The sequence below is a fragment of the Bacteroidota bacterium genome (assembly GCA_019637975.1).
GTDB lineage: Bacteria > Bacteroidota > Ignavibacteria > UBA10030 > UBA6906 > CAADGV01.
In genome coordinates this window covers 1-23362 of record JAHBUR010000005.1, presented here as the reverse complement: position 1 = coordinate 23362, position 23362 = coordinate 1, and the positions used below count along the sequence as shown (strand labels likewise).

The following is a 23362-nucleotide window of genomic DNA, read 5'->3' as shown; positions in this document are numbered from 1 at the left end:
CTCATCACCCTGAAGGGGTGAGATACTTGCTGGTGATATCCAACCCCTTCAGGGTTGTGGGAATGCTTCTCTTATGATGTTGTCCGGGGACTTCGTCCCCGGCTGTAATATCCCGCCCCGTTGGGGCTGAACCTGCGCAAGGGGCGATTCGGGAGAATCGCGCTACAAGCTGTAGCACGGGACTCCGTCCCGCAACAGGTTTTTCAAAGCAGCGAGATCATTCGCACCTAGCCCCAACGGCTTGCCCGCCGTGCCTTACCTTCCTGACCGCCGATCTTTTTTTGGCGGTTTGGCGGGGGTCAGATACAACAGCTTGGGACGCAGTCCCAAGACAGAAAAACACAAGTACGATCTCATCACCCTGAAGGGGTGAAGTACATACTGAGGATATCCAACCCCTTCAGGGTTGTGTGAATGCATCTCTTATGATGTTGTCCGGGGACTTCGTCCCCGGCTATAATATCCCGCCCCGTTGGGGCTGAATTTGCGCAACGGGCGATTCGGGAGAATCGCGCTACAAGCTGTAGCGCGGGCCTCTGTCCCGCATCAGGCATTGCAAAGCCATGAGGCCATCCGGACGTGACCCCAACGGCTTGCCCGCCTTTGCCTTACCTTCCTGACCGCCGATCTTTTTTTGGCGGTTTGGCGAGGGTCAGATACTATAGCTTGGGACGAAGTCCCAAGACAGAAAAGGAGAGCACGACCACATCACCCTGAAAGGGTGAGATACTTGCTGGTGATATCCAACCCCTTCAGGGTTGCGGGAATGCATCTCTTATGATGATATCCTGCGACTTCGTCCCCGGCTATAATATCCCGCCCCGTTGGGGCTGAACTTGCGCAACGGGCGATTCGGAGAATCACGCTACAAGCTGTAGCACGGGACTCCGTCCCGCAACAGGCCGGTCATCCAAAACCCGCTGCCTTACCCGACCCCAACGGCTTGCCCGCCGTGCCTTACCTTCCTGACCGCCGATCTTTTTTTGGCGGTTTGGCGGGGGTCAAATACTATAGCTTGGGACGAAGTCCCAAAACTCCGTGCCTTCGTGGTTTTCTTTCCCCAAAAAAACAGAAACGCCCCGCATGCCTGCGAGGCGCTTCATAACACGTGTTTCATGGTATTGCTTCAGTACTTCTTCTACTTCAGTTGGACTCAGCATCGCGGCGATCTGGGCCCTGGTATTTCGCCGCTCTGGATCCTCTCCTCAGGGTTCACAGACGGTTCGCTCTACTGCAGCGTTTCCGTCTTCGTTCCCTTGTTCCCGGGTCTGTCGATTGCCACCGCTTCAATGGTGAGCTCTCCCGAGGCGGCATTCGTCGTTGCGGTGTAAATCCAACGTCCTAAACCGTTATTGGATTTCACAGCCGTGCCGCTCTCAAGAACCTGCCCGTTCCTGATCGTCACTTCAACTGCCGTGACTTCGAAGTCATCAACCGCACGGATGGCGATCGTGTCTCCTGTCTGGCGATTGTACGCGCTCAGGTCGATGTCCATCACCCTCGGGCGTGCCAGCGAGTCTCTTCGGGCGACCGCAAACACAGGTTTGCCTTGGGCTGTCGCGACGGCCTCGTAAAGCGCTTTGCTCTGCGGATCCGCCATAACGGCCTTCGCATAGTTCGTCGAGAGAATGAACCGGTCGCGGGTTTCCTGCTGTTCCGGTGTCGGCGGCTTCGTGCTGGGCCTCGGCTTGTCCGCGGCATAGACCGTGTTGCCGACCTTTTTGTAAACCCATTGCCCGGTTTTGCCGCGCATGGCTTTGATGGATGGATGAAGTTCGAGTCTCATAAGACCCTCCTGTATATATTGTTTGTGGATTAGTGAGTTGTGTTATTCACTCAGTGCACCGAGTGTTCTGCTCTAACCCCGTCACAATCTCCTCCCCTGCACAGTACATCATGTTTTCACGAAGCCTGCCGGCGGTACCGCTTGTCGTCAAACGTTCCGCCGGCATCTGCCTCGCATGGCCAGAGGATACTATGGCAAGACCCTCTATCCTTCCTCATAGCAGAAGGTATGCCACTCAATTGACAGATTTTTTTGCAGTTTTGTATGGACGACTTGTTCGGCGGGCGAAAACGGCGTGACCAATATTGTGCAGATGTCCGGCAATCACTGCCGGAGGTAGGAGGGAGGGAGATGATTCTGTGTGCATGACCCCGAAGGCCTGCCCGCCATCACGGATTCAAGTTAGGCAGGCGGGGGTCGGATACTGCAGCTTGGGACGAAGTCCCAAGACAGAAAAACACAAGAACGACCACATCACCTTGGAGGGGTGAGATACTTGCTGATGATATCCAACCCCTTCAGGGTTGTGGGAATGCATCTCTTATGATGTTGTCCGGGGACTTCGTCCCCGGCTGTAATATCCAGCCCCGTTGGGGCTGAATCCGCATATGGCGATTCGGGAGAATCGCGCTGCAAGCTGTAGCTCGGGACTCCGTCCCGCATCAGGCATTGCAAAGCCATGAGGCCATTTGGACGTGACCCCAACGGCTTGCCCGCCTTTGCCTTACCTTCCTGACCGCCGATCTTTTTTTGGCGGTTTGGCGGGGGTCAGATACTACAGCTTGGGACGAAGTCCCAAGACAGAAACACGAGAACCACGACATCACCCTGAAGGGGTGAGATACTTACTGGTTAGCTCGGCCGTCACGCCTGCCCCGCTATTAATTAGGCGGGGGTTTCCCGGAATCAACACGTACCGTGACCGACACAATTTAACCCGGGTGTCACGGACCATTCCGTGACACTATCCTGTCTGCCGACCTTTCTCGTGTTGTTCATGGATTGGTCCATGACGACCGAGTTGCAGAATTTCACCGTGGCGTCGTACACAATCTCCGCCATCTGATACGGCTTCAGGTTCTCGTAGCCGCCGTGCAGCGGATGCTCCGTTCTTCGTCATTTAAGCCACAAGTTCTCCCTTGAACGCCCTCTGCATCAACGACTGAAACAAACCCTCCAACTCCTTCTCCGATTCGCGTTGCTTCGCACGCAACGACTCGACCTTCTCGACCAAGGCAGCGAACTGATGTTGGTGTTCCATTGGCGGGACTGGGACAGTTTGTTTGCGTAGGATTTCAAGATTGATATTCTTCTGAGCAACCATCGGGGCATTCTCTTCCAATCTCGCCTGAACAAAAGAAAACCATCGTTGAATGTACTCAGTGCACACGCGGCCGTTAGGCGTAAAACCAACAATGCTATCGGGGAAACAAGCGTCAAAAGTAAGTATCGCAGTCTTCCCAATGTTGGCAGCTATGGTAATGCACAGGGTTCCCTTCGGCCACATCCGACTTTGATGCAGACCGGCTTCGGAGTATGTTTGCGTGTAGGACGTGATATGCCCTGAAGAATTGGCGATCTCGCCAGTTTGGATAAGAGGATATGGACCCCCAAGCAAGTGTTGGGCATTTCTCGGCCGGTGTTTGGACCTTCCACGTTCGAGTTCACCGAGTTCACCAAGCTTGTATGTCACCCACCCCTTCGGATTCGTCACCGGATCCCCAAACATCTCCAGAAACGCCGACTGCAAGACCTGCTCGGTGAGTTGGTTCGCCTGCAGACGCTTCTCCCGCGCCGCATCGGCTTTCTCCAATATCGCTGCAATTTGCTTTTGGATGGGAAGTGGAGGAAGGGGAACTTCGATTTGTTCGACCGCCTCCCGCGTGATTCCAAGAATTGTTGTGCCGCGTTGTTGGGATTTGAGACTCTCGGAGATTGAGCGGAGATAACGCGCCAGGTATTCAGAATCAAGGCCATCTCTGGGTATAACACCAGTCAAGTCTTGGCTGATACAAATATCAGCGTCCGCAATAGAGACTTTGCCGACACCCGTCCTCGTAACGAATAGGACAGCGCCCTTCGGGACTATGTGGGTTGCGCTGTTTTGAATCGCCTCTTCCGTTATAAGCTCTCTCCCGCTTCTGGTCCGAAACCCTTTGACATCGTTGCCGGTAATCCAAGGAATAGACCCTTGAAAGTACTCAGGCACCTTTCGGCTCGGAGTTCCTCCGCTTAAGAACTCCGCCACCTCCCCCAGCTTCCGTATTTCAAATGTATTGGTCATGTAGTTTTCTATGTGCCATCGTAGGGGCGACGTCCCGTCGCCCAATATGCGCCACCCGCGTCACGTCGCCCTATCCGCGGTAATTCATTTCGCAATCAACCAGATAATCAATCGCATGATCATCGAGGCCGTGGCGTTCCCTGAGCACGCGTTTCAATTCATCAACCGGAACGGTACGGATGTCCGGGTTGTCCGAATCGAGGTGCCAGAGGAGGGGGTTGAGGGTGATGTAGCGTTCGACAAAGAAATATTCAGCGTCCGAGCGGATGATCCGGTCGTGGTAATTGCGTTGGAATACCTTCTTGCCAGGTGTCCGGTTGGCCTCGTTGATATATTTCGATGCCTGATATTTGAAATATGCCACAATCCTGCCCAACGAGATTTTCCGTGGGGGCGACGTTGCGTCGCCCTCCGGTGATGCGTTCATTTTGGGCGAGGCGACCTCGCCCTTACGGGATTTCTCTTTTATTTCCACAATCCCGTGCACATGGTTTGGCATTATCTGAAGAACGTCACAACGTGTGTTGGGAAAATGTGCGGGAATATCCTTCCACCATGCCTCGACGGTTTTTCCTGCATCCGACAACCTCATTGTCCCGTCCACAATCTCACCGAGGATGCATGCGCGATCCTTGGTGCATATCGTGACGAAATATGCGCCGGGTTCTGAATAATCGTATCCCCTCAGACGGATGTTTTTCCGACGGCGTGGTTCCATTTCCATTTGTGTTTTCCGTAGGGGCGACGTTTCGTTCCGCGGAAACCGTAGGGGCGACGTTTCGTCGCCCCATTGCGCCCTACGCTATCATGCGTTTTATTTCCTCCACATCCTTCGCTATTTCCCCCTCCAGCGCCAGCACCTTTTCCATAATCACGTGCGGCTTTTCGTATTTGATTTCCTTGTGCTCGATCTCTTTGTACCGCGAGATGGAGAGGTCATATTTGTTCGCACGTATTTCATCGGCGGGGACGAGGAAGCATTTGCCCTTACGGTCGTGCCGGTAGGACGCCGTGGGTTCCGCAGCCATCCGTAGGGGCGACGTTTCGTCGCCCTGCCTCGATTTGGGCGAGGGGCCTGCCCTGAGCGAAGTCGAAGGGACCTCGCCCCTACGGGTTTTCCATTGTTCAACAATATCCGGTATATCATTCTCCGCCACGCGCCTGCTAACTGCTCAGCGGTATTCCGCCGAATGGTGCGGGAACGGATACGTTGCTCACTTCAATAGGGGATACCCCACAAGCATTCCTTTTTCCTCATCCCACAGCTTCAACTTCAGGCACTTCAATCCTTTCCAGATTGTCATCGGTGCGATTGTTTGTAGTGCAGGCGTCGCATCAAAACAGTGCTGCAGGCGATAATTGGGAATACGTTGCTGAATGTGATGGATGTGATGCAGGCCGATGTGTCCCGTGAACCACTGAAGCACCATTGGCAATTTGAGATACGAGCTTCCGTCCAACGCTGCTTTTGTCGGCTCCCACTTCTCCTGTCGCGCCCAATACACTCCCTCGAATTGATGTTGCACATAGAACAACCAGATTCCCATGCCGCCCGCAAGGAGGGAAAGAGGAATTTGAATCAAGGCGAATGTCCGAATGCCGATGGTCAACGCAGCCAGTGTCACAGCCCCCGCAATGAGAAGGTCTGTTACGACAACAGAAATGCGTTCGCGCCGTCCATCCTGTTTGTCGTAAAACCTGTACACGATCGGGAAAAGAACAAGCGGTCCAAATCCCAGCAGGATGACCGGATTGCGAATGAGCCGGTACAGGAATCGTTTGCGTGTTGTCGAGGCACGATACTCCTCTACCGTCAGAGTCCAGACGTCCCCCGTTCCCCGGCGATCAAGATTTCCCACCGTGTCATGATGGCGGGCGTGAGAGCGACGCCATTGTTCGAACGGGGTGAACGTCAGCAGGCCGGTAACATATCCGAGAATTCTGTTTGCCCGGCGGGATGAGAAGAACGATCCATGACAGCAATCGTGAAAGATGATGAAGATACGTACCAGAAAACCTGCTGTCACAATCATCGGTGGTAGTATCACCCAAAACGGATAGCCGTTCCGGACCAATAGTACCAGTACGACCCAAAGTCCTGCGTACGGAACTAGTGTATTGAGCAGCTGGAGGATTGCAGAGCGGAGGTTTGGCCGGGCATAGTCCGCAATCGCGAGCGGACTGAATTGACGTTGTGAAGGCATAACGAAGTCCCTCTATGATACGCTACTTTACCAAACGTCCGGAGCAAAATCAAGAATGACCTTTTGATGTGAGATCGCTGATTCCCGTATGAATCTCATCACGTGACAAACCGCCTGCAGTCAGTTGCTCGTCAGGCAGTTTGAGTAACCGCCCGTAGAACGCCAACGCTTTATCAATCCATGACGGATCTGTTTCGACGAGTTCGAACAGGACATTCTCGGCCTTGTCGTATCTTCCGGTGAGTTCGTAGCACTTCAGCAGTTGTTCATCTACATGGACGGGAAACTCTGCGCCGTAGAGGCTGGCAAGCAGTTGATTGATTTTGTCGAGGTGTCCGGGCTCGGCTTCGTTTTCCGCTGAATTGAATGAGGCAAGCAACAGACTGAGCGCGCGGAGAAACATCTGGTCGCTTGCATCGGTGTTGCCTTCGAGCACAAGAAGTTCGCCCTCTTCTTTCATCAACGAACCAAGCACATATGACTTCGTAGCTTTGATGTCTTCGTCATTGCCGAACATTTCAATGAGCTGAAGGTCGGAGAACTGATGCAACAATTCAGGGGTCAAGCCCAACAGGCTTTTGTATGCCGATTGCAGCTCCTTGCGGGCCAATGGATACTCGTGCGCATGTTTGTGAAGCAGTACACGTGCAATTGACTGCGTCAGTTGGGAAATCATGCGCATGATGTAGTCACGCTCTATCATTTTTTCTCCATTTACTGATGATCGCAGGCCTTGCCTGTGTGGTCAGGAGAGTCGTCACTAATGCTCACAAGAGCAAACGCGAAACGTGATAATTCCTCGTTCTCTTCAAGCCTTCATCACACCTTTCATCACTAGTACCCCCACCTCTCATGCTTTAGCGGGAAATTGTTGAGTTCGTCATTGAACCCGGGTGCCACGGACCATTCCGTGACACGACCGGCGCACTGCCGATCATGCGTAGAGGCGACCCGCCGCGTCGTCTCTACCGTGTGATATGCTGATGAGGGTTCTGCCGCCTTCCGCGTTCCAACCTCCCCCGTGTTAGCCCGGGTGTCACGCCCGCCTGCCTCGGGCAAGTTTGTGTGAAGGCCAAAAGCGAATTAGGAAAGCACTGATACCATCAATCTAGTAACGTCAGGCCATGGTCTCTGAATTTCTTATCCACTCTTGTAGTGAATTTTTCAAGATTCGAGTCAGAAAGCGGGAGATCCGCCGAAACATATCGTCTCTTTATATCACGAAATTCGGATCTGATCTTTTCAGAGATGGTGTCTAGGCGCGTCCTCAAATCCGCTCGACTACATCGTGTTTTCTGCGCTACGTCGACTATGATCGCTGCAATTAGGAGAGACTCGACCAGGTCATCCTCGGTTCTTTCGTAATGGATTGAAAAACTACGCAATAAGTAAGACATGAATATGAGCAATAACTCAATACAATCATTCTCGTGAGTCAAAACTACGGGTGATATTCTAGAAGCTTTTAGCCGTCTTTGAAAATACAATCCAGCCGTAGGTTGGCCTCTATTTATTGTAAGAGTCACGTGCCGGTTGTGACGCCACCACGGAACTCTTGTCCTCAGAACCTCAAGCTTAAGACTGGCTTCCATCCCTTTCAATTCAGCATTAATTTCTTTCCAAAGATCGAAGTCATCGAAATCATCGCCGCCAGCATTTATCATGAGCAGAAGCCCCTTTCTCTCTCTCAGCAGATCAAGGATCCTTTTGTCGAAAAGCCACTTCCCGGACTCAGATATTGAAAGCAGCAGTTCCCAATCCGATGTAAGTATTTTCTTTGTTTCTATCTGCATCTCATAGTAGGTACTGCAGGTTTTTGGTCGTTTGAAGAGCCATTGACTTTTTGTCTCACGAGCTGATACGACCTCGATCTCGGGGCCATGAAAGACCTTCTTCATTTCAGCTGTGAGGAATTCGTTCTTGTCTATCGTATCAAAGATCATTCGTTCTGCATCTATTCTTGGCCTGGATACATGATCCTCGGCCTCTGACAATCTTTGCAGGAGGCGCCTTGTCAGATCATTGAAATTACTGCATCCCGATAGAAAAGTCTCTTTGATATGAGCATTGGGGCTGGGTGAAACTGGAACGAACCTGATGCTGCCATCGATGTCTATGAGGTCACTCCCGCTCTTCTTATACAGCGACGAGCAGAGGGCAATTCGAGGATCCTCTGACACCACCGAAATGTTCATCATTCCTTTGCACTTCAGCAGATGTAGGAACAACTCAAATTCCAGCCGCTTCTCGGACGTGTGCACATATCGAGGGCTGTGGTCTGCGCGTCGACCGAATAGATACCCTAGTAAGATGTGACGTGCTGCGGGCACAAATGGTTCTTTGTCAACCCAAGCTGATTCAATCGAATTCCATATTGCCCACATCAGGTGGTCAATTGTGCATTCTGTATCACATAGCTTCTGAGTGCCCACAAATGATGTTTTCTGTCGTAGATCATCATGTATTCTAAACATGGTTTGAAGTAGGTCAGATGCCTCGCCACTTCGTGTTACGATAGTCAAGTGATTCACTTGCCCTATTCGCGAAATCACCCAATTTAAGAAATCAGCGTCCCTCCAAGAATATCCAAAACTCACGAGATGAATCCTTGAACGGGGATCAGGTTCATCTGGACCTCCAAAAAACGCTCTGTCCAACAGTCGAACCATCTCCGGGGACATGACCCTCGTTTCGTCACGTGTAAACCTGAGGGATTGTGGTATAGAAATAGTGCCGTGCAGTTTAATGACGTGAGAGAAATTTCTCCTCTTTCCACTCGCTTCTACAAACTGTTTGTCCGAGATTATAATCTCATATGATTCATTGTCAAGTTCGTTGCGGACGGCATGGTCGAGTACCTCATCGAAATTGAATGTGACCACATCATCAATAAACCGGTGCTTGAGAAAATGAGCAATAATCTCGTACGCTAGTTGCGGAGCTTCACCAAGGCCAGGCTCCTTTTCTCTCCAGTAGTTTTTCCTGAGAAGTTGCCTAACCCTGTCCGCCAGCACCTCAGTCTCGCAAGCCACACTTAGTATCTGTTCGATAGTTGCTTTCTCGAGAAAATCTTGGGCATGAACGCCTGGAGGAGGTGGGCCGATTATTGGCGCCAGCTTACGGCTGACTTCATTTGCAAAGATCTCCTTGTCTCGGAAAACGTCTGCCGCAGTATCAAATATTTGCTTTCTTATTACTTCCCAACTGGGCATCTCCGAACCAAAGGAGGCCGCAGCACCTAAAACAAACACAATTTTATCACGCACATCGTCCTTAGAGGCCGAGGCAAGATATCGGTCCTTCAGCGAGTCAACTAGCGATTGAAGCTGGCTACCCTGCGTCTTCGCGCGAATCTCAGCATTCATTGACGAAATCCTTCTCATATGATCGGATTATGATCAAAACGCTTCTGGGAATAACTAATTCTAATGATTGCCCGTGGGAATAACAAGAATTGTTGCGAATATCAGCAACGAAAGGTCTGCAAGGTGCACAGAATGCACTGTCTGACTCTTCAGAGACCATGGCACGGCAATCCTATCGCCAATAAGGTGGTGCGGCTTCCCTTCGCTGTCGTACTCCAGCACGTCGGGACTGGTGTTCGATTCGAGGATGTGCTCGTATGCGTTTACGAGGAACCCGCCCGTGCCCGCAGCCGGGTCATTTGGATTTTTGATTTGGGATTGGTGATTTGGGATTATTGTACGACCTCGGATTTGGCGTTTCGGAAGTAGATCCTATCGCTTAGCTTTCGCCGTCTTTGCTGCTGCTGTGAAGATCGCCGTCAACTCATCAGCCTCTTTGAGAATTGGCAACAGGTCGGCTCCTTTGACGAGTCCGCTTTCGCCCAGCAGTTCGAGCCAATAGAGAGATTCATCGGCTTCTTCTTCGACCACTGCAATCTTTGAGATGAAATCCGGTTTCGACCGGGCACGGCATGCTGCTCGGTAATTCGCGCCGACAGAGGTTGCAGAGCGTAGCAGTTGCTTCCCAAGCACATCTGACGTTTTCACTGGCGGTAAGGATTCTACAAGACCGATAACTGCCAGCGCAAACAGCTTTGTTCGTTTCTTCAATTCATCCGAGTTCACCAATATTTCCTTCCGCAATCAACAATCCGCAATCCGACTTCCAACCCGCCGCCTCCTGCAGCAGCGATGCCTTCGGGATGATAAAGATGGCGTCCTGCATGTGCTGGATTATTTGGGCGTTCCCCCTCACTCCGTTCGGGGTCGGCGTCCTTCGGGCTCCGCATTCGCTTCGGTGCCGCCGCCGACGAAAAGCAATGAGGCGGCACTGAACCCTCCGGCCGCCTAACGCAAAAACTGACCGGGCTGCATGGTTTCCCCAACGTTTTCAGACGAGAAGGTACGCTTCACCTATATGCTTGTCTAACAAGGTGGCATAGCTCATTTAGCTCACCACCTACTGTACCCCTAACATAAACACGGTGTTTCAAACTCGGAGAATCTCGGAAACCATTCCGTTGATATCTAGTTCGATCCGGCAATTGGTCCACTGACCTGAACCCGTCACATCTCTTGGAGCGTGTTGACATACAATAGAGGCGGGAACAATTAATGGCCCGTCGATGTGAGGTGCGGTTGCATTTGGGTCGACCCCTCTCCATAAGAAAAAGAAGTACCGATTTGCATTCAATAATGCAACTTCCCATTCGTTGCGCGACAGGTAAAGTCGAAAGATCTGATCAGCTTTTGTGGAAGTCGATTTCACTTCAATGAGGATATCTAGCTCTGGACTGTCAGCATTGAATGGAGAGAGACCTGCAAATGAGGCTACATCATACCCGAATTCATCACTCTCAAGGGACTTCCATTTGATGTTGGATGACAACTCAGGTAGGGCTTGAGAATCCAGTCTCTCTTTCTCAAATTGGATCGTCATCTCCTCCCCACGTCTTCCAATTTTATTTCGAAGACGTCGGTCGATCTCCCTAATCTCGAGCTGAAGGTGCCTCCACCAACTTGACGAAGATTCCGAAAGCGGTTGATCAATTAGATCCGCAAGTCGCAAAACTTCAAGCCAATCAGCCGGAACCGCTGAAAGACGTTCCTGCAAGGGTCTCGTCACGAACCAGGTCCACCGAGGCATAAGTTGTAGGATGAGAGTCATCAAGATGCTTCTAATAATTTCTTGACTTGGTTCATCCGTATTACACGACGATTGTATTGCGAATCCCCTCTCTGTTAGCTCAACATTGTCGGCATCTGTCTTCAAGAAGCCAGCAAGTATTGCAAGTTCGAAGCCATCTAGTAAAGGTAAAGTGCCACCACGCAAAGATGTGTTGCCAGCAACAGCGAGAAGATCTCTCTTCAGTTTTACTGAGCGCCGAGCAGCAACCTTTAGGATAACCCACACCGCCGTGATTCTTCCAGGAGAGACAGTTGGCATATAAATAGACTATGCTCCACTCAAGATGTGATTCTGAATCTCTGCTATGTCTCTGGTGTCAATCCCTGCGGGCATGTCTTCAACGACATCTTCGGGGTCGTATGCCAAAGCCCTCAGATCAGGGTCATCCAGGACCTGGGCCATTGCTGCTATCTTCTCCTTCAGCCTATTATCTACAACTTGGTCAATAGTATCATGAGCTTGCAGGATCTCAACATGCGTTATGACACCCGGAGGGAGTCCAAGGCGGTGAATCCTGTCAACTGATTGTAGGTAATGCGCGGCGTTAAATGTCCTGTCCAGATACAGAGCATGGTGACATACCCTGTGCAGGCTGATTCCCTCACCACAAGCAGCAGGATTTGCAATCAATACTTTGCATTCACTGTCCACATGAAATCGCCGGATTCGCCCCTCCCTAGATTCCAATTCCAATTCACTGCCTGTGTCTACCCCACCATGGATTGAGACTGGATTCAGGTTGCTTAACAAGTTTTCCAACAACTCTATGTTCCTAACAAACGAGGACCACAAAACGACCTTATTGCCGTGAGAAGTAATTTCCTTTGTCCGTCGAACAGCATATTCTACTTTCGCCGGGTGTTCGTATTTGGAGAAATCGTAAAAGAGCTCCCACGCTCGTGAGTCAGAAGGAATGGGATAGGTTTCGTTAGGGTACTCATCGCTCGAGGAAATCAACATCGGGTTGGATGCCAGCTGAAGCAGGTGAACCGCTTGCCTGCCCAGTTCCCTGAATCTAACAACCTGTTCCTTGCCCATCCCTGAAAGAACGCGCGCTGCCTCGGAGCGCAGAAACCCGTAGAGCTCGCGTTGTATCGCGCCCAGTGTCACGCTTGTATTGACCCTCTTGACCTCGGGTAACCCTAGTTCTTTCTTTGTAGTCCTCGCGTAGATGGGCTTGATTCGTCTGTTAACATACTGGTGCTGCTCTTCAGTTGCCGAATTGAACTTCGACGGTTCCAACACATGAGACCCGGGCCATAGGAAATCAAACTGGGGGACCAAATCGTTGTAGGATTGAGGCATGGGAGTACCCGACAGAATATCTCTGCGTATGCCCAAGGTCGCCATCCTGATAACAGCAGAGAAATGAACACCAGGCGGACCGCTCTTAATCCGATGAGATTCGTCAAGGACTAGATGAACTTTGTTTCTCTGCAAGAAGACAAGCAACTCGTTAATCACTGTTGGTAGCTGATGATAGGTAATCAGAGAAATCGATGGATTATCTCTGAGAAGGTCGGATATTCTTTCTCGCCCTCCTGTCAACCTCGTTGCTTTCATGAGATCACCCTCAAAGCAAAGGGATAGCTCGTCTTCCCAGGAGATGAATGCATTCCTTGGAGCAACTACAAGAAGATTTGTGACTACCTTTTTGCTCCTTAGTATTGCGTGGATCGCCAACAGGGTACTTGTTTTTCCCGCCCCAGGAACTGAGAAATTTGCACCATGTCTAAGTCCAAGAAGTTTCCCCCATCTCTTGACTGCTCCTTGGTTAGCTTTCGTTTAAGTACGCTGCCGAAGATGGTTTGGTCAAATTTGCTATCCGGTGGGATTTTATCTTTCAAAGCAATCTGAAGCTCTTTGAGATCGGATGCCTGCTGTCTGATCAGTTCTTTGGAATAAGCATCGTAGAAAACTGCAATCTTCTCTGTTGCTACAATACGGGCAAGAGACTGCAGCACCGACTGAAACTTGAACCATGGAATTGATAAGCGGCCACTGGATTTGGCGGGGATGTTTTCAGATAATGGAAGGCACAGAAAGTATATCTGATCCCAAGCCGTCAAAGGGAGTTCCACGTTCTCAATCAGAACCAAAGCGCTTGAGCTATCAAAAGAAATCTGCAAAGGCACGTTGAATATCCTCAATAAGTCTATTCTGTTTTCGTCTTTTCAATGGACGAAAGTAACTCCTTAGATTTTCTGATTATTTCGGTGAGTTTGCTCTTAATCGCTGCTTGGTCAGTCGTTAAAGAGTCAATCGTTAGCCCTTGAAGTAATCTCTGTGCCTCCGAAACTGCCTCATATGCTGCATTTCTATCCCGTTCTTCGGTTTCTTGAGCAACAACATCATCAATGACGTTCATCAGGTCGGTTACATCTTCCTTTGCACTATCTGAGGTCTCAAAGAATTGTGAAGAGGATGCGCCTCCTTCTGAGCCTTCAACGGATGCCACTAGTGCAAGTGGGTCGTCCTCATCAACGGTCCGTTTCATGGTATCGTCTTCCCGAAACGTTTTCTGCTTGGCCGACTCACAGAATTTTGTGTAGACATTATCAAGATTGCTGTAGAGCCGTCGGATGTGTTTGTACAATCGCTCTTCTTCTGGTGGAGTGAGGATAAGAGCAAAAACGCTCCGTTTGAAGAACTCCCTCTTCGCGTCGTCTGATATCTTTGGTAGGAGTTTTGCCAGTTGTTTGAATGCTTCCTCATCATATTCAACCAGATCATATTGCCCAGACCGTTTGGTCCAACCCAAGTACTGATCAACGAGAAGTAATTTGTAGTACAGAGAATCGAACTCAGGTTTTTCCAGCCTCATAGTTTTACGAATCGTAATATCACTTTCACCCAGCGTTTCAAGGCCATATCTAATGTGCAAGAGTTCATCAACCCAGTCATACTCCAATTCGGTCTTTTCAGCCATTTGCAGGTCAAGTTCAACTTCATACAAATCATTTGGGAGCGCATCTTCGGGCAAAACGACACAATCCATGTATTGGACATTTGCACGTCGAAGCGCTGCCAGTCTGCGATTGCCATTGAGTACGTAGCCGTCAAATGTGATTATGGCAGGTTCCTTTTGCTTTTCGTCAATCAAGTTCTTGTATAGATTCTTTTCATTCACCATATCAAGAAGGATCAGTTCTTGTGCGCGCTGAGCGGCCTCAGACTCTGGGTCGCTAAACAAGTTGCTTGGCGCATCGGGATGGTTCTTGAGATATAGAATTTGCCTCCTGTGCGTCCTTCCATTCTGAAGTCGATAGCGCAAGAAATTGCTGTCAACACGAATAACTACTCTGTCGAGATTCTCTCTTCGAAAAGTAATCCGGAAAGTTCTCCTTTCTTCGCTAGCTGTTTGCGCACGAACAAGTGTTCTCAGATATTCGATTCTCTGCGTCTTATTCATTTTGGTCATTCCTTTTTCATCAAGAATGAATAGAAGGTTGCCTATGAAGCTAGACCGAAAACAACTATAGGGCCAGTGACGAATGCTTGAAAGAGCTTCAACTCTTTCGTAAGGCGGCCGTATTCTGCGTAGTTCGCACCCAGTTGCTTAGACGCTTCATAAACCGGGACAGCGATAATCCCAACATCGATGACTTTTTTCTCGTAGAGATACTGCATTTTCAGAATATCTGCATAAGTTCGGGCGACATTGCCCAATTGGAGGCAAAGCCCCACTCGATCTTTCATGAAATTGATGCTAAGATTTGACGTACCTATTCTAATAGTATCGGCCCATCCACACTTGTTCAGTTTTCTTGATGTAGCTTGCTTTATTGCTGACGACCTGCCGCTTTCAAATCGCAGAGTATGGTCTGAGAGTACCTCGACGATTTCATTCAGCAAGACTCCTTTGGACTCCAAAATCCCTTTGCCGTTCATATGGCTATGGGTTTGCCTAATTCTCAAGCTCGGGTTCCCTCAAAGTTAGTTTGCTTCCAGGTTTTGGTTGATAGATTGGCTTATCATATGGCCTAAATTTCAAAGTACCGTTCCACGCATCTCGTGTCCTCTTCAAAGCGATTCGGTGATACCTTGGGAGTATCTCCGCACCGATTGGTCTTCTCTTTTCAAGAATGGCTGCACAAGATGTCGTTCCAGAGCCCATAAACGGATCTAATACCCAATCACCTTTCTTAGTGAAGGCTCTTATCAGACGTTGAATCATTCCAATTGGAAACTGGCAAGGATGGTCAGTCTTTTCTACATGATTGGCTTTAACGTTTGGAATATCCCATATCGTCGATGTGAATTCATGAGCCCAAAAGTCGGTTGGGTTCTTTCCGTCTGGATGACCTGAGTACTTGCCCGCATTGGGTCCCCTGAACGACCGTTTTCCTGGATACTTTTGGGGAACCCTTACAGAGTCTAGGTCGAAATAGTAATCGTTGGTGTCTTTCGTAAACCACAATATCGTTTCATACCTCCCGCTAAACCTTCTTTGGCTGTGCAAACCATGTTCAAAGTGCCAAACAATTCTATTACGCAATAGAAGACCATTGTCCTTGAATACCTGATATAGCAGTACGTCCAGCGGGATGATTTCGGAATTAGTCGAAACATAGTTTCCTACCTGCCAGCACAGACTCCCAGTTGGCTTCAATCGATCCACACATAACTCTATGACCTCCCTCTGTTCCTCTAGATACTCTTTGATATTCTTTACCTGTTCGTACTCTTTGCCCACATTGTATGGAGGCGAAGTCACGATCAGTTGTATTGAATCGTTAGGCACACTCTTCAGAAGATCCCTTGCATCACCTTTGAAGAGAACAACATCAGCATTTGGGCTGAATAGCTGTTCGATAATTGGCTTCTTTTTCTTTTTCACTATCTAATCACACTCCATCAAAGGTAAAGTGAACGATTTCCATAAATCATGACATGAAAGGTAGCAAACTTTACTAAACATACATCTTCTCTGATCGATTCCATGTCTGTCTTGATGTTCTTCCATGCAACAGGGCCAATCCACAGCGCTCCATCTTGCTCACAAAGAACTCTTTCGCTGGCTTTACATGCGGCACAAACCGGAGAAGCGGCGCAACTTTCATCCGGAGGAACTCGATCTTTGCAGCGGTGATGTATCGCCAGAAGTCGTCCTGCCACGCCTCGCGGACTTCCTTCATTGCTAACTTCACCGAGTAGGATTCTTGTGGGATGCGGGCAATGAGTGCACGGAGGTCGGTGATGATGCGACGGGTGTCAGCTGCATCGACGCCTTCGACAAGCTCAGGCGTCGGACTCGTGCGATTACTCTGGGCCTCCGCGGCCGCTAATCGTGGCGAGCGGCCGGTCCCCGAGCCTGCTGAAAGGGAGGCCCCTGAGCCTGTCGAAGGGGCCGATTGTGCCAGCGCTCCTCGCAATGACTCGTCGCTTGCGAACAGCACCTCAAGCTTGGTGAGGCGCGTATTGAAAATGCTCACCAACACCGGTATCTGTCCAGTGGTTTCGCCGTCCTTCGGCATCATGTTGAAATGCTCGAAGTTCTCCCAGAAGTCCACGATAAGAAACTTGTCCTTCTCACGGTTTGGGAGCCAATCCAGTCGCTTGCACGCTTCGTGGCTGCGTGTTCCTCTCCCGATCATCTGCCAGAACTTGATCTGCGAGTTGATCGGCTTCATGAACGCAAGGTTCACCACTTCGGGAAAGTCCACGCCGGTGTCGAGCATATCCACCGAGATGGCAATGCGGGGAAGGTCCTGCTTCTTGAAGGTATCGAGAAGCGTCGGCGCACGCTCCATCTTTGAGGTGATCACCTGCACAAGCTTGCCGTCGTACTCGGGATACATCTCGTTGAACGCATCCGCAAGACGCATGGCGTGCTTGTGTGTAATCGCAAAGACGATGCTCTTGGCGGGAAGCTGTCCGGAGGAATCCTTGAGACAGACATCCATGAACTCTTCCCACTGGCGGCAGAGTGTATCCTTGTTGGTGACCTTCTTCTCAAGATCGGTTCCCTCATAGTTGACATCCTCAGGGTCGATGCCCCGCTTGCGCAGAGACTCCTTGTCCTCTTCGCTGAGGTCAACTCCCTTGATGCCTTTGCGCTGGAATTTCGTCTGCGCCGAATAGACGTCGAAGTCAACGAGGTACCCCTCCTTCACCGCATCGGAGAACGGGTAGTTGAATGTCGGGATGCGGCCGCCTGCCCCGCCTTCTTTGGCGGGGTCAGAATCAAAAAACTTGAACGTATCCCTGTCAACGAACTCCGCCGGTGTTGCCGTGAGTCCGATCTGAATCGCATCGAAGTAGGCGAGCACATCCGTTGCCTTGTTGTAGATCGAGCGGTGGCACTCGTCCGCAACGATGAGGTCGAACTCTGCAGGACTGAATTTACTGTAGCACATCTCAAGAGTTTGCAGCGTCGAGACATAGACACGTTTGGTACGGTCAATTGCATACGTCCTGATGCGTGCGCGTGCCTCGTGCGGCAAATGGACTTTGAACCCGTCGGTGAGCGCCTGCTCCACAAGGGCGTCACGGTCTGCAAGGAACAACACACGCTGCGCCTGATGTGCACGGAGAAAGACATCGATTAGCGCCATGGTCGTCCGGGTTTTGCCCGTGCCGGTTGCCATCACGAGGAGAGCTTTGCGCTTTTTCTTCTTCTCGATGGCTTCCGAGATTCTGCGAATGGCTTCGATCTGATACGAGCGATTCACAATCGTATCATTGATCGTGATAGTGTTGATGGGTTTGCGGTTTTGCTTTAGAAACAAAAGTCGTTCAAGGTCTTCACGCCGGAAGAATCCTGCAACATGCCGCTCGGCTCCGGCTTCAGTGTCCCAGAAGAACACATCCTCGCCGTTTGCCATGAATGCAAAGGGGCGGTGGGATTGCGTTGTGCCAATCGCTGTGACGTAGTCGAGCACTTGCTGCTTGCCCACACGCGGGTCGCGGCTCGTACGCTTGGCTTCGACGACAGCGAGGACGTCGCCGTTGGATGCATACAGACAGTAGTCGGTGAAGCCCTGTGCCGGTGAGGCGTCGTAGCCTGCTACGGGAATCTCAATGCGGACCTGCGTATGGTCGGCAAGGTTCCAGCCCGCAGTGCGGAGTTGCGGATCGATGAGGGAATAGCGTGTTTGGGCTTCGGAGACGCGGAGTGGTGACATCGTCAGTTGCTGCTCTGAAGACAGGATACTTGGAATAGGCAGTTGTGTTTAGGTCGTTTCATTCCCCTGAACAGTCATTTGTGCCAGACCAACAGGCAGCCGGGGCTGCCAACAGAATAAAGTACGCCACAGCGTACGGCACCTCGCCCTGTCTTCGAGGTGGTAAGCCATAGAAGTTAATATCAGACCGGAGCCCCTGTCAGCGCCGGATGATATGCAGCAGATAAGTTCCCTGGTTAAAGGATAGGAAAACGGAAGGAGATTTGCAAGAACCTCTTTCTATTGGGCGTTAACAATTGGGCGTTAACATATTGGGCTACTGTCTTGCAAATATCATAAGCATTCACTACTCTTGTAAAGGTCAAAAATATTCCTGCCCTTCCACAGCTTGGGATGTCACCGTTCTGATTTCTTGTAGTACCTTCAAGAGTATTCAACGACTGAGGACAAATTGACTCGCCGAATTGATTCAAAGCAGATAGCAGACATCATTCTGAATAGTCCTCGATCAATACGAAGACAGTTTGTGTTCAGGAGCAGGTCAAACGAGCGTATCACCTTACAGGGCAAGGAATATGCCCTCCCGCTTGTTTGGAGCGGGGTTGGAACTCAAAGGTCGTATCATGAAAACCCAGAGAAAATCCTCCCCTACCTTGATAAAAACATATTTGACTTTGGAGACAATCAAGGCGACCGATATTACTCACAGTTTCACATCCACCTTGAAGTTCCCCCCGAGCAGTTGGCGGAGTTTCCGCTTGCGGTGGCAGGAACGAAACGCTACGGAGCCGAACGATTCTATACGTTATCCTCCTATGCCGATATTGAACACGCCGTATCGTCGGTCGACCGTAATAACAAGGTCAGTCAGATATATCTGGGAAAACAGATCGATACGAAGTTGATAGGACTCGGAATCTGTGCAGTTCAGCCTGGTGGGAAGGTTGGCTCAATCGGATTTCTTGATATCGATGCATTAGGCAGAGACGGGAAAGCTCTCAACAAAGTAATGACGTTCATTGACATGATGAGAAAACGTGAAGCAGAGGGACAGGAAACCGTACCTTATCTGGATGAGCTACTACCGGTATTGGATGTCATAAACGATTACACACTGCACAACAGACTACCTGACTGGTTTGATCAGGGGAATGGCTCATCCAGCAACGACCCAAACTTAAGTTCAATCGGTGGGATAGACATGATCAGAGCACTGTTTCAATCCCATATTGACGAACAGGCAAGCCCAAACAAGCTTGGCGAGTTTGCGATGTACGGGATTAGCATCAATCAAAAAAGGAAGTGCGATACCTTGGTGAAGCCGCTACTACCCAGAATCATGATACCATACGCCTGGAAGAAGCTAAGCAGGATTACTTCGCCGGGAATACCAAACATCACAATCCTAGCAAACACTACCACTAAAGACCTCCTCCTCAACATTAGCTCTGGCATGTTGGTGGAAGATGACAACGGTATTTATAAAGGCCGCATGACAGTAATTCCAATTGAGGAGGCCTTTCTTGTTGATGGCGGGTGGGAGAAGTATCTACCCAGAGAGCTTTTGGACGAGATTGGAGCCCAGAATTGATTTTCGTTTTAAATAGCCACTTGCTGCGAGGATCAGAATCGCCAGCTCGACAGCCGAGTGTCCAAAGCCCCAAGTTTCCTTTACTGACCAATTGCAGCAGGTGATGTCTTTGCAAATACAGTTCCGTGACTTTAAACGCATTGCTCGCCCCTCAACTGCGGGCTGCATTTTTTTCTCTAAACTGCCCGGTAAGTCCGTTGATCAGAAATCTCACAGCAATATCTTTCCGATCGAAGACGCAGAGCGTATGATGGTTGCATCGGTAAAGTAACTCGGGTGTCACGGACCATTCCGTGACACGCACAGCGCCTTTTCGGACATCCACGCGTTGCCCAGTTTGTCGTCATGAAATGGTTCACGACGACCAAGAAAACCATTGGACACGGCGCCTGCCCGCCTTCGATGAACCGCTATGGCAGGCGGGGAGCCGTGTCCCTACAAAAAATGGGTTGGTAGGGACACGCCTCCGGCGTGTCCCCTCGTATTGCAAGAACTCTTGAGTTCTTTACCCCGGGCGCCGTGCAACACGCCGTAACTCGGGACTCCGTCCCGCAACAGGCCGGTCAACCAAAACCCGCTGCCTTACCCGACCCCAACGGCTTGCCCGCCGTGCCTTACCTTCCTGACCGCCGATCTTTTTTTGCGGTTTGGCGGGGGTCAGATACAACAGCTTGGGACGAAGTCCCAAGACAGAAAAACAGAAGAACGACATCATCACCCTGAAAGGGTGAGATACCGCTGATGATATCCAACCCCTTCAGGGTTGTGGGAATGCTTCTCTTATGATGTTGTCCGGGGACTTCGTCCCCGGCTATAATATCCCGCCCCGTTGGGGCTGAATTTGCGCAACGGGCGATTCGGAGAATCGCGCTACAAGCTGTAGCTCGGGACTCCGTCCCGCATCAGGCATTGCAAAGCCACGGGGCCATCCGCCCCGACCCCAACGGCTTGCCCGCCGTGCCTTACCTTCCTGACCGCCGATCTTTTTTTGGCGGTTTGGCGGGGGTCAGATACTACAGCTTGGGACGAAGTCCCAAGACAGAAAAACACAAGAACGATCTCATCACCCCGACAATTGATCATCACCGCCAGAGCCGCTGCTTGAGCCTGTCGAAAGCAGCGCCACATGAGCTTAGCTCGGCCCTCACGCCTGCCCCGCTATTAATTAGGCGGGGGTTTCCCGGAATCACCATGTACCGTGACGGACACAATTAACATGCGAGACCGGCACAGTTCGGCCTCAGAAGCTCACGCCAAGACCTGCGAAGATAATGGAAAAGGGCAGTTCGCCTTTAGCGGAGTAGCTATACCCACCCCCTGAGGCTGTGATTGTTACTTCCGGCGTTCCTTTGAGATAGCTGACACAAAGATGGAAGCGGTCGTTGACGATCAGGCCTCCGGCAATTCCGTAACCGAACGCGGTTCCGCTGGCAGAAGATTGGGTCGCTGTTATCCCGTTGAATGTCGCCGACACGGATGGAGTGCTCCCGAATAGTAACCCCGCTTGCGCCAGGAGGTATGGCCGGCTACCATTCGAAGCGGTTTCCCCCAACCGGAGTCCTGTAAGTACGAACACCGTGGAGTACGTGCTGACATCATAGCCCGGTGGAATATTCTTGGGATTGTTGAACATTACCGTTGCGGTGCTGGCCCATCCAAACATCGGTGTAATCTGATAGTTCAGTTCGGCTCTCCCTCCAAACCCGATTTCCGCCCCGCTCTTGTAGTTGCTGACCGGAAATCCCACTCCGGCAAGAATTGAAAAGCTCAGGGGCCGCGCATTTTCTCCCGGGAATAGCCTTGGTGCCCGCGTTGCGTCCGGCATCGTCGCAGATTGTTGTGCGCCTGCCGGTTCCTGCTGCACTGTCCGTTCGTCCTTGACAAGCTTTTCGACTTCGGCCATGCGGAAGACAAACAGGCTGCTGTCCGCAGTGCGAATCTTCACGGTGCTGTCGGGGATCATTTCAGTAACACTTCCCCTGATGACGCTTCCGTTTCTCAGGTACAGTACGTCAACGGACGAGGATTGCGGGCCGTTCACCTGATCCGGCGACAGAGTTACGGCTTGCCCTGCAATGAGTGAATTGAGCACTGCGGTTTTTTGCAGTGCATTCATCTTGTCCAGATTGTACGAAAGTTCCTCCCTCTTCGGAGACAGTGCGGCCCCGATCCCGGCGCCGATTGCAACACCGGCGATCGGCAGAATAGTTTTCAATTCCGACTCATTCTCCGATGAAGAAGAGTAACTCATCCCCTCATCATCCTTGCTTATCACTTGTCCGATCATATATCCGGCACCACCGAACCCTAACGCGCCAACGATAATATTTCGTATAAGGCCCTCGGTGCCTTGCGTTCGGGAAAGAACGGTGATAGAATCACGATGAACCGATCCTACAAATCCACCTGTAGCATAGTACAATATGTTATGATCAAAGGAATGCAATATCACATGTGTGTGCTCAACGGATGATACGTTTCCGTTTCTGAACGTCAAGGTCCAGTCCGCATGCTGCGCGTGCGAGCAAGCAGCAAAGAACAAAATTGGCAAGGTAATTCCTTGCATGAATGTTTTCATCTTGGAACCTCACTGGGAAATAATGAACAGGACAGCGGGACAACGTTAGGAAAAGGTATGCGGGAGACTCGGTGACAGAGTCACAGTTCAGAATAGTGAGTTTATCAATGAGAATCAACAACAGCCGTGAAGCGTGACCCTCCGCCTTATCTGCATTGCGCAGTACACACATGGGAATGTGTTTGAACTTGTTCTTGCGGCCGGAGTTAGCGCAGCCAAAGAGGTGCAAACACGTGAGAGACGCGCTAACCCGGAGGCAACCTGCGCAAGGGGCGATTCGGAGAATCGCGCTACAAGCTGTAGCACGGGACTCCGTCCCGCAACAGGCCGGTCATCCAAAACCCGCTGCCTTTTCCGACCCCAACGGCTTGCCCGCCGTGCCTTACCTTCCTGACCGCCGATCTTTTTTTGGCGGTTTGGCGGGGGTCAGATACAACAGCTTGGGACGCAGTCCCAAGACAGTAAAACAGAAGAACGATCTCATCACCCTGAAGGGGTGGAGATACTTGCTGATGATATCCAACCCCTTCAGGGTTGTGTGAATGCATCTCTTATGATGTTGTCCGGGGACTTCGTCCCCGGCTATAATATCCCGCCCCGTTGGGGCTGAACTTGCGCAAGGGGCGATTCGGAGAATC

General features: G+C 50.8%; 18 protein-coding genes. 1 reads left to right on the top strand and 17 read right to left on the bottom strand.

All coding sequences use genetic code 11. The features are described 5' to 3' along the window. Positions 1 to 1228: 1228 nt before the first annotated feature. From KF749_03590 to KF749_03515, 16 genes are all read right to left on the bottom strand, one after another. Positions 1229 to 1786 (bottom strand): hypothetical protein, encoded by a 558-nt coding sequence (locus KF749_03590; GenBank protein MBX2990234.1) that lies wholly within the window; start codon positions 1784 to 1786, stop codon positions 1229 to 1231. Positions 1787 to 2906: 1120 nt separating this feature from the next. Continuing rightward, entirely contained in the window at positions 2907 to 4070 is a 1164-nt protein-coding gene (locus KF749_03585; protein MBX2990233.1) for a restriction endonuclease subunit S, read from the bottom strand. A 70-nt stretch (positions 4071 to 4140) separates the two neighbouring features. Continuing rightward, entirely contained in the window at positions 4141 to 4794 is a 654-nt protein-coding gene (locus KF749_03580) for a hypothetical protein (GenBank protein ID MBX2990232.1), read from the bottom strand. Positions 4795 to 4867: 73 nt separating this feature from the next. Then, entirely contained in the window at positions 4868 to 5227 is a 360-nt protein-coding gene (locus KF749_03575; protein MBX2990231.1) for an SAM-dependent DNA methyltransferase, read from the bottom strand. 57 nt (positions 5228 to 5284) lie between these two features. Further along, a complete protein-coding gene (locus tag KF749_03570; protein ID MBX2990230.1) occupies positions 5285 to 6274 on the bottom strand; it encodes a fatty acid desaturase in 990 nt (329 codons plus the stop codon). Between the two features lie 49 nt (positions 6275 to 6323). After that, on the bottom strand, positions 6324 to 6977 hold the full coding sequence (locus KF749_03565; protein ID MBX2990229.1) for a hypothetical protein: 654 nt from the start codon (positions 6975 to 6977) through the stop codon (positions 6324 to 6326). Between the two features lie 400 nt (positions 6978 to 7377). Further along, a complete protein-coding gene (locus KF749_03560; protein MBX2990228.1) occupies positions 7378 to 9639 on the bottom strand; it encodes an SIR2 family protein in 2262 nt (753 codons plus the stop codon). A gap of 372 nt (positions 9640 to 10011) precedes the next feature. After that, positions 10012 to 10365, bottom strand: coding sequence for a four helix bundle protein (locus KF749_03555; GenBank protein ID MBX2990227.1), 354 nt, complete (start codon positions 10363 to 10365; stop codon positions 10012 to 10014). Then, positions 10362 to 10571, bottom strand: coding sequence for a hypothetical protein (locus KF749_03550; protein MBX2990226.1), 210 nt, complete (start codon positions 10569 to 10571; stop codon positions 10362 to 10364). The genes KF749_03555 and KF749_03550 overlap by 4 nt, the downstream gene beginning before the upstream one ends. Positions 10572 to 10729: 158 nt before the next feature. After that, positions 10730 to 11686 (bottom strand): DUF3883 domain-containing protein, encoded by a 957-nt coding sequence (locus KF749_03545; GenBank protein MBX2990225.1) that lies wholly within the window; start codon positions 11684 to 11686, stop codon positions 10730 to 10732. Between the two features lie 9 nt (positions 11687 to 11695). Further along, entirely contained in the window at positions 11696 to 13111 is a 1416-nt protein-coding gene (locus KF749_03540) for a DEAD/DEAH box helicase (protein MBX2990224.1), read from the bottom strand. Next, positions 13090 to 13563: a hypothetical protein gene (locus KF749_03535; GenBank protein ID MBX2990223.1), complete on the bottom strand. Its 474-nt coding sequence runs from the start codon at positions 13561 to 13563 to the stop codon at positions 13090 to 13092. The genes KF749_03540 and KF749_03535 overlap by 22 nt, the downstream gene beginning before the upstream one ends. Before the next feature lie 20 nt (positions 13564 to 13583). Further along, positions 13584 to 14840 carry a hypothetical protein gene (locus KF749_03530; GenBank protein ID MBX2990222.1) on the bottom strand — a complete coding sequence of 419 codons (1257 nt, stop codon included), beginning with the start codon at positions 14838 to 14840 and terminating at the stop codon, positions 13584 to 13586. A gap of 41 nt (positions 14841 to 14881) precedes the next feature. Beyond that, complete coding sequence (locus tag KF749_03525) at positions 14882 to 15319, bottom strand: restriction endonuclease (protein MBX2990221.1); 438 nt, start codon at positions 15317 to 15319, stop codon at positions 14882 to 14884. A 16-nt stretch (positions 15320 to 15335) separates the two neighbouring features. Continuing rightward, positions 15336 to 16271 (bottom strand): site-specific DNA-methyltransferase, encoded by a 936-nt coding sequence (locus tag KF749_03520; GenBank protein MBX2990220.1) that lies wholly within the window; start codon positions 16269 to 16271, stop codon positions 15336 to 15338. A gap of 70 nt (positions 16272 to 16341) precedes the next feature. After that, entirely contained in the window at positions 16342 to 18555 is a 2214-nt protein-coding gene (locus tag KF749_03515) for a DEAD/DEAH box helicase family protein (GenBank protein ID MBX2990219.1), read from the bottom strand. Positions 18556 to 19081: 526 nt separating this feature from the next. Here KF749_03515 and KF749_03510 point away from each other — a divergent pair. Beyond that, positions 19082 to 20146, top strand: coding sequence for a hypothetical protein (locus KF749_03510; GenBank protein ID MBX2990218.1), 1065 nt, complete (start codon positions 19082 to 19084; stop codon positions 20144 to 20146). Positions 20147 to 21386: 1240 nt separating this feature from the next. Here KF749_03510 and KF749_03505 read toward each other — a convergent pair. Beyond that, positions 21387 to 22697, bottom strand: a complete 1311-nt coding sequence (locus KF749_03505) for a hypothetical protein (protein MBX2990217.1) — start codon at positions 22695 to 22697, stop codon at positions 21387 to 21389. Positions 22698 to 23362 lie beyond the last annotated feature (665 nt).

Bases quoted from the DNA above. Each gene is read 5' to 3' on its own strand.
- KF749_03590 (MBX2990234.1), bottom strand. From the start codon at position 1,786: ATGAGACTCGAACTTCATCCATCCATCAAAGCCATGCGCGGCAAAACC.
- KF749_03585 (MBX2990233.1), bottom strand. From the start codon at position 4,070: ATGACCAATACATTTGAAATACGGAAGCTGGGGGAGGTGGCGGAGTTC.
- KF749_03580 (MBX2990232.1), bottom strand. From the start codon at position 4,794: ATGGAAATGGAACCACGCCGTCGGAAAAACATCCGTCTGAGGGGATAC.
- KF749_03570 (MBX2990230.1), bottom strand. From the start codon at position 6,274: ATGCCTTCACAACGTCAATTCAGTCCGCTCGCGATTGCGGACTATGCC.
- KF749_03565 (MBX2990229.1), bottom strand. From the start codon at position 6,977: ATGATAGAGCGTGACTACATCATGCGCATGATTTCCCAACTGACGCAG.
- KF749_03560 (MBX2990228.1), bottom strand. From the start codon at position 9,639: ATGAATGCTGAGATTCGCGCGAAGACGCAGGGTAGCCAGCTTCAATCG.
- KF749_03545 (MBX2990225.1), bottom strand. From the start codon at position 11,686: ATGCCAACTGTCTCTCCTGGAAGAATCACGGCGGTGTGGGTTATCCTA.
- KF749_03530 (MBX2990222.1), bottom strand. From the start codon at position 14,840: ATGAATAAGACGCAGAGAATCGAATATCTGAGAACACTTGTTCGTGCG.
- KF749_03525 (MBX2990221.1), bottom strand. From the start codon at position 15,319: ATGAACGGCAAAGGGATTTTGGAGTCCAAAGGAGTCTTGCTGAATGAA.
- KF749_03515 (MBX2990219.1), bottom strand. From the start codon at position 18,555: ATGTCACCACTCCGCGTCTCCGAAGCCCAAACACGCTATTCCCTCATC.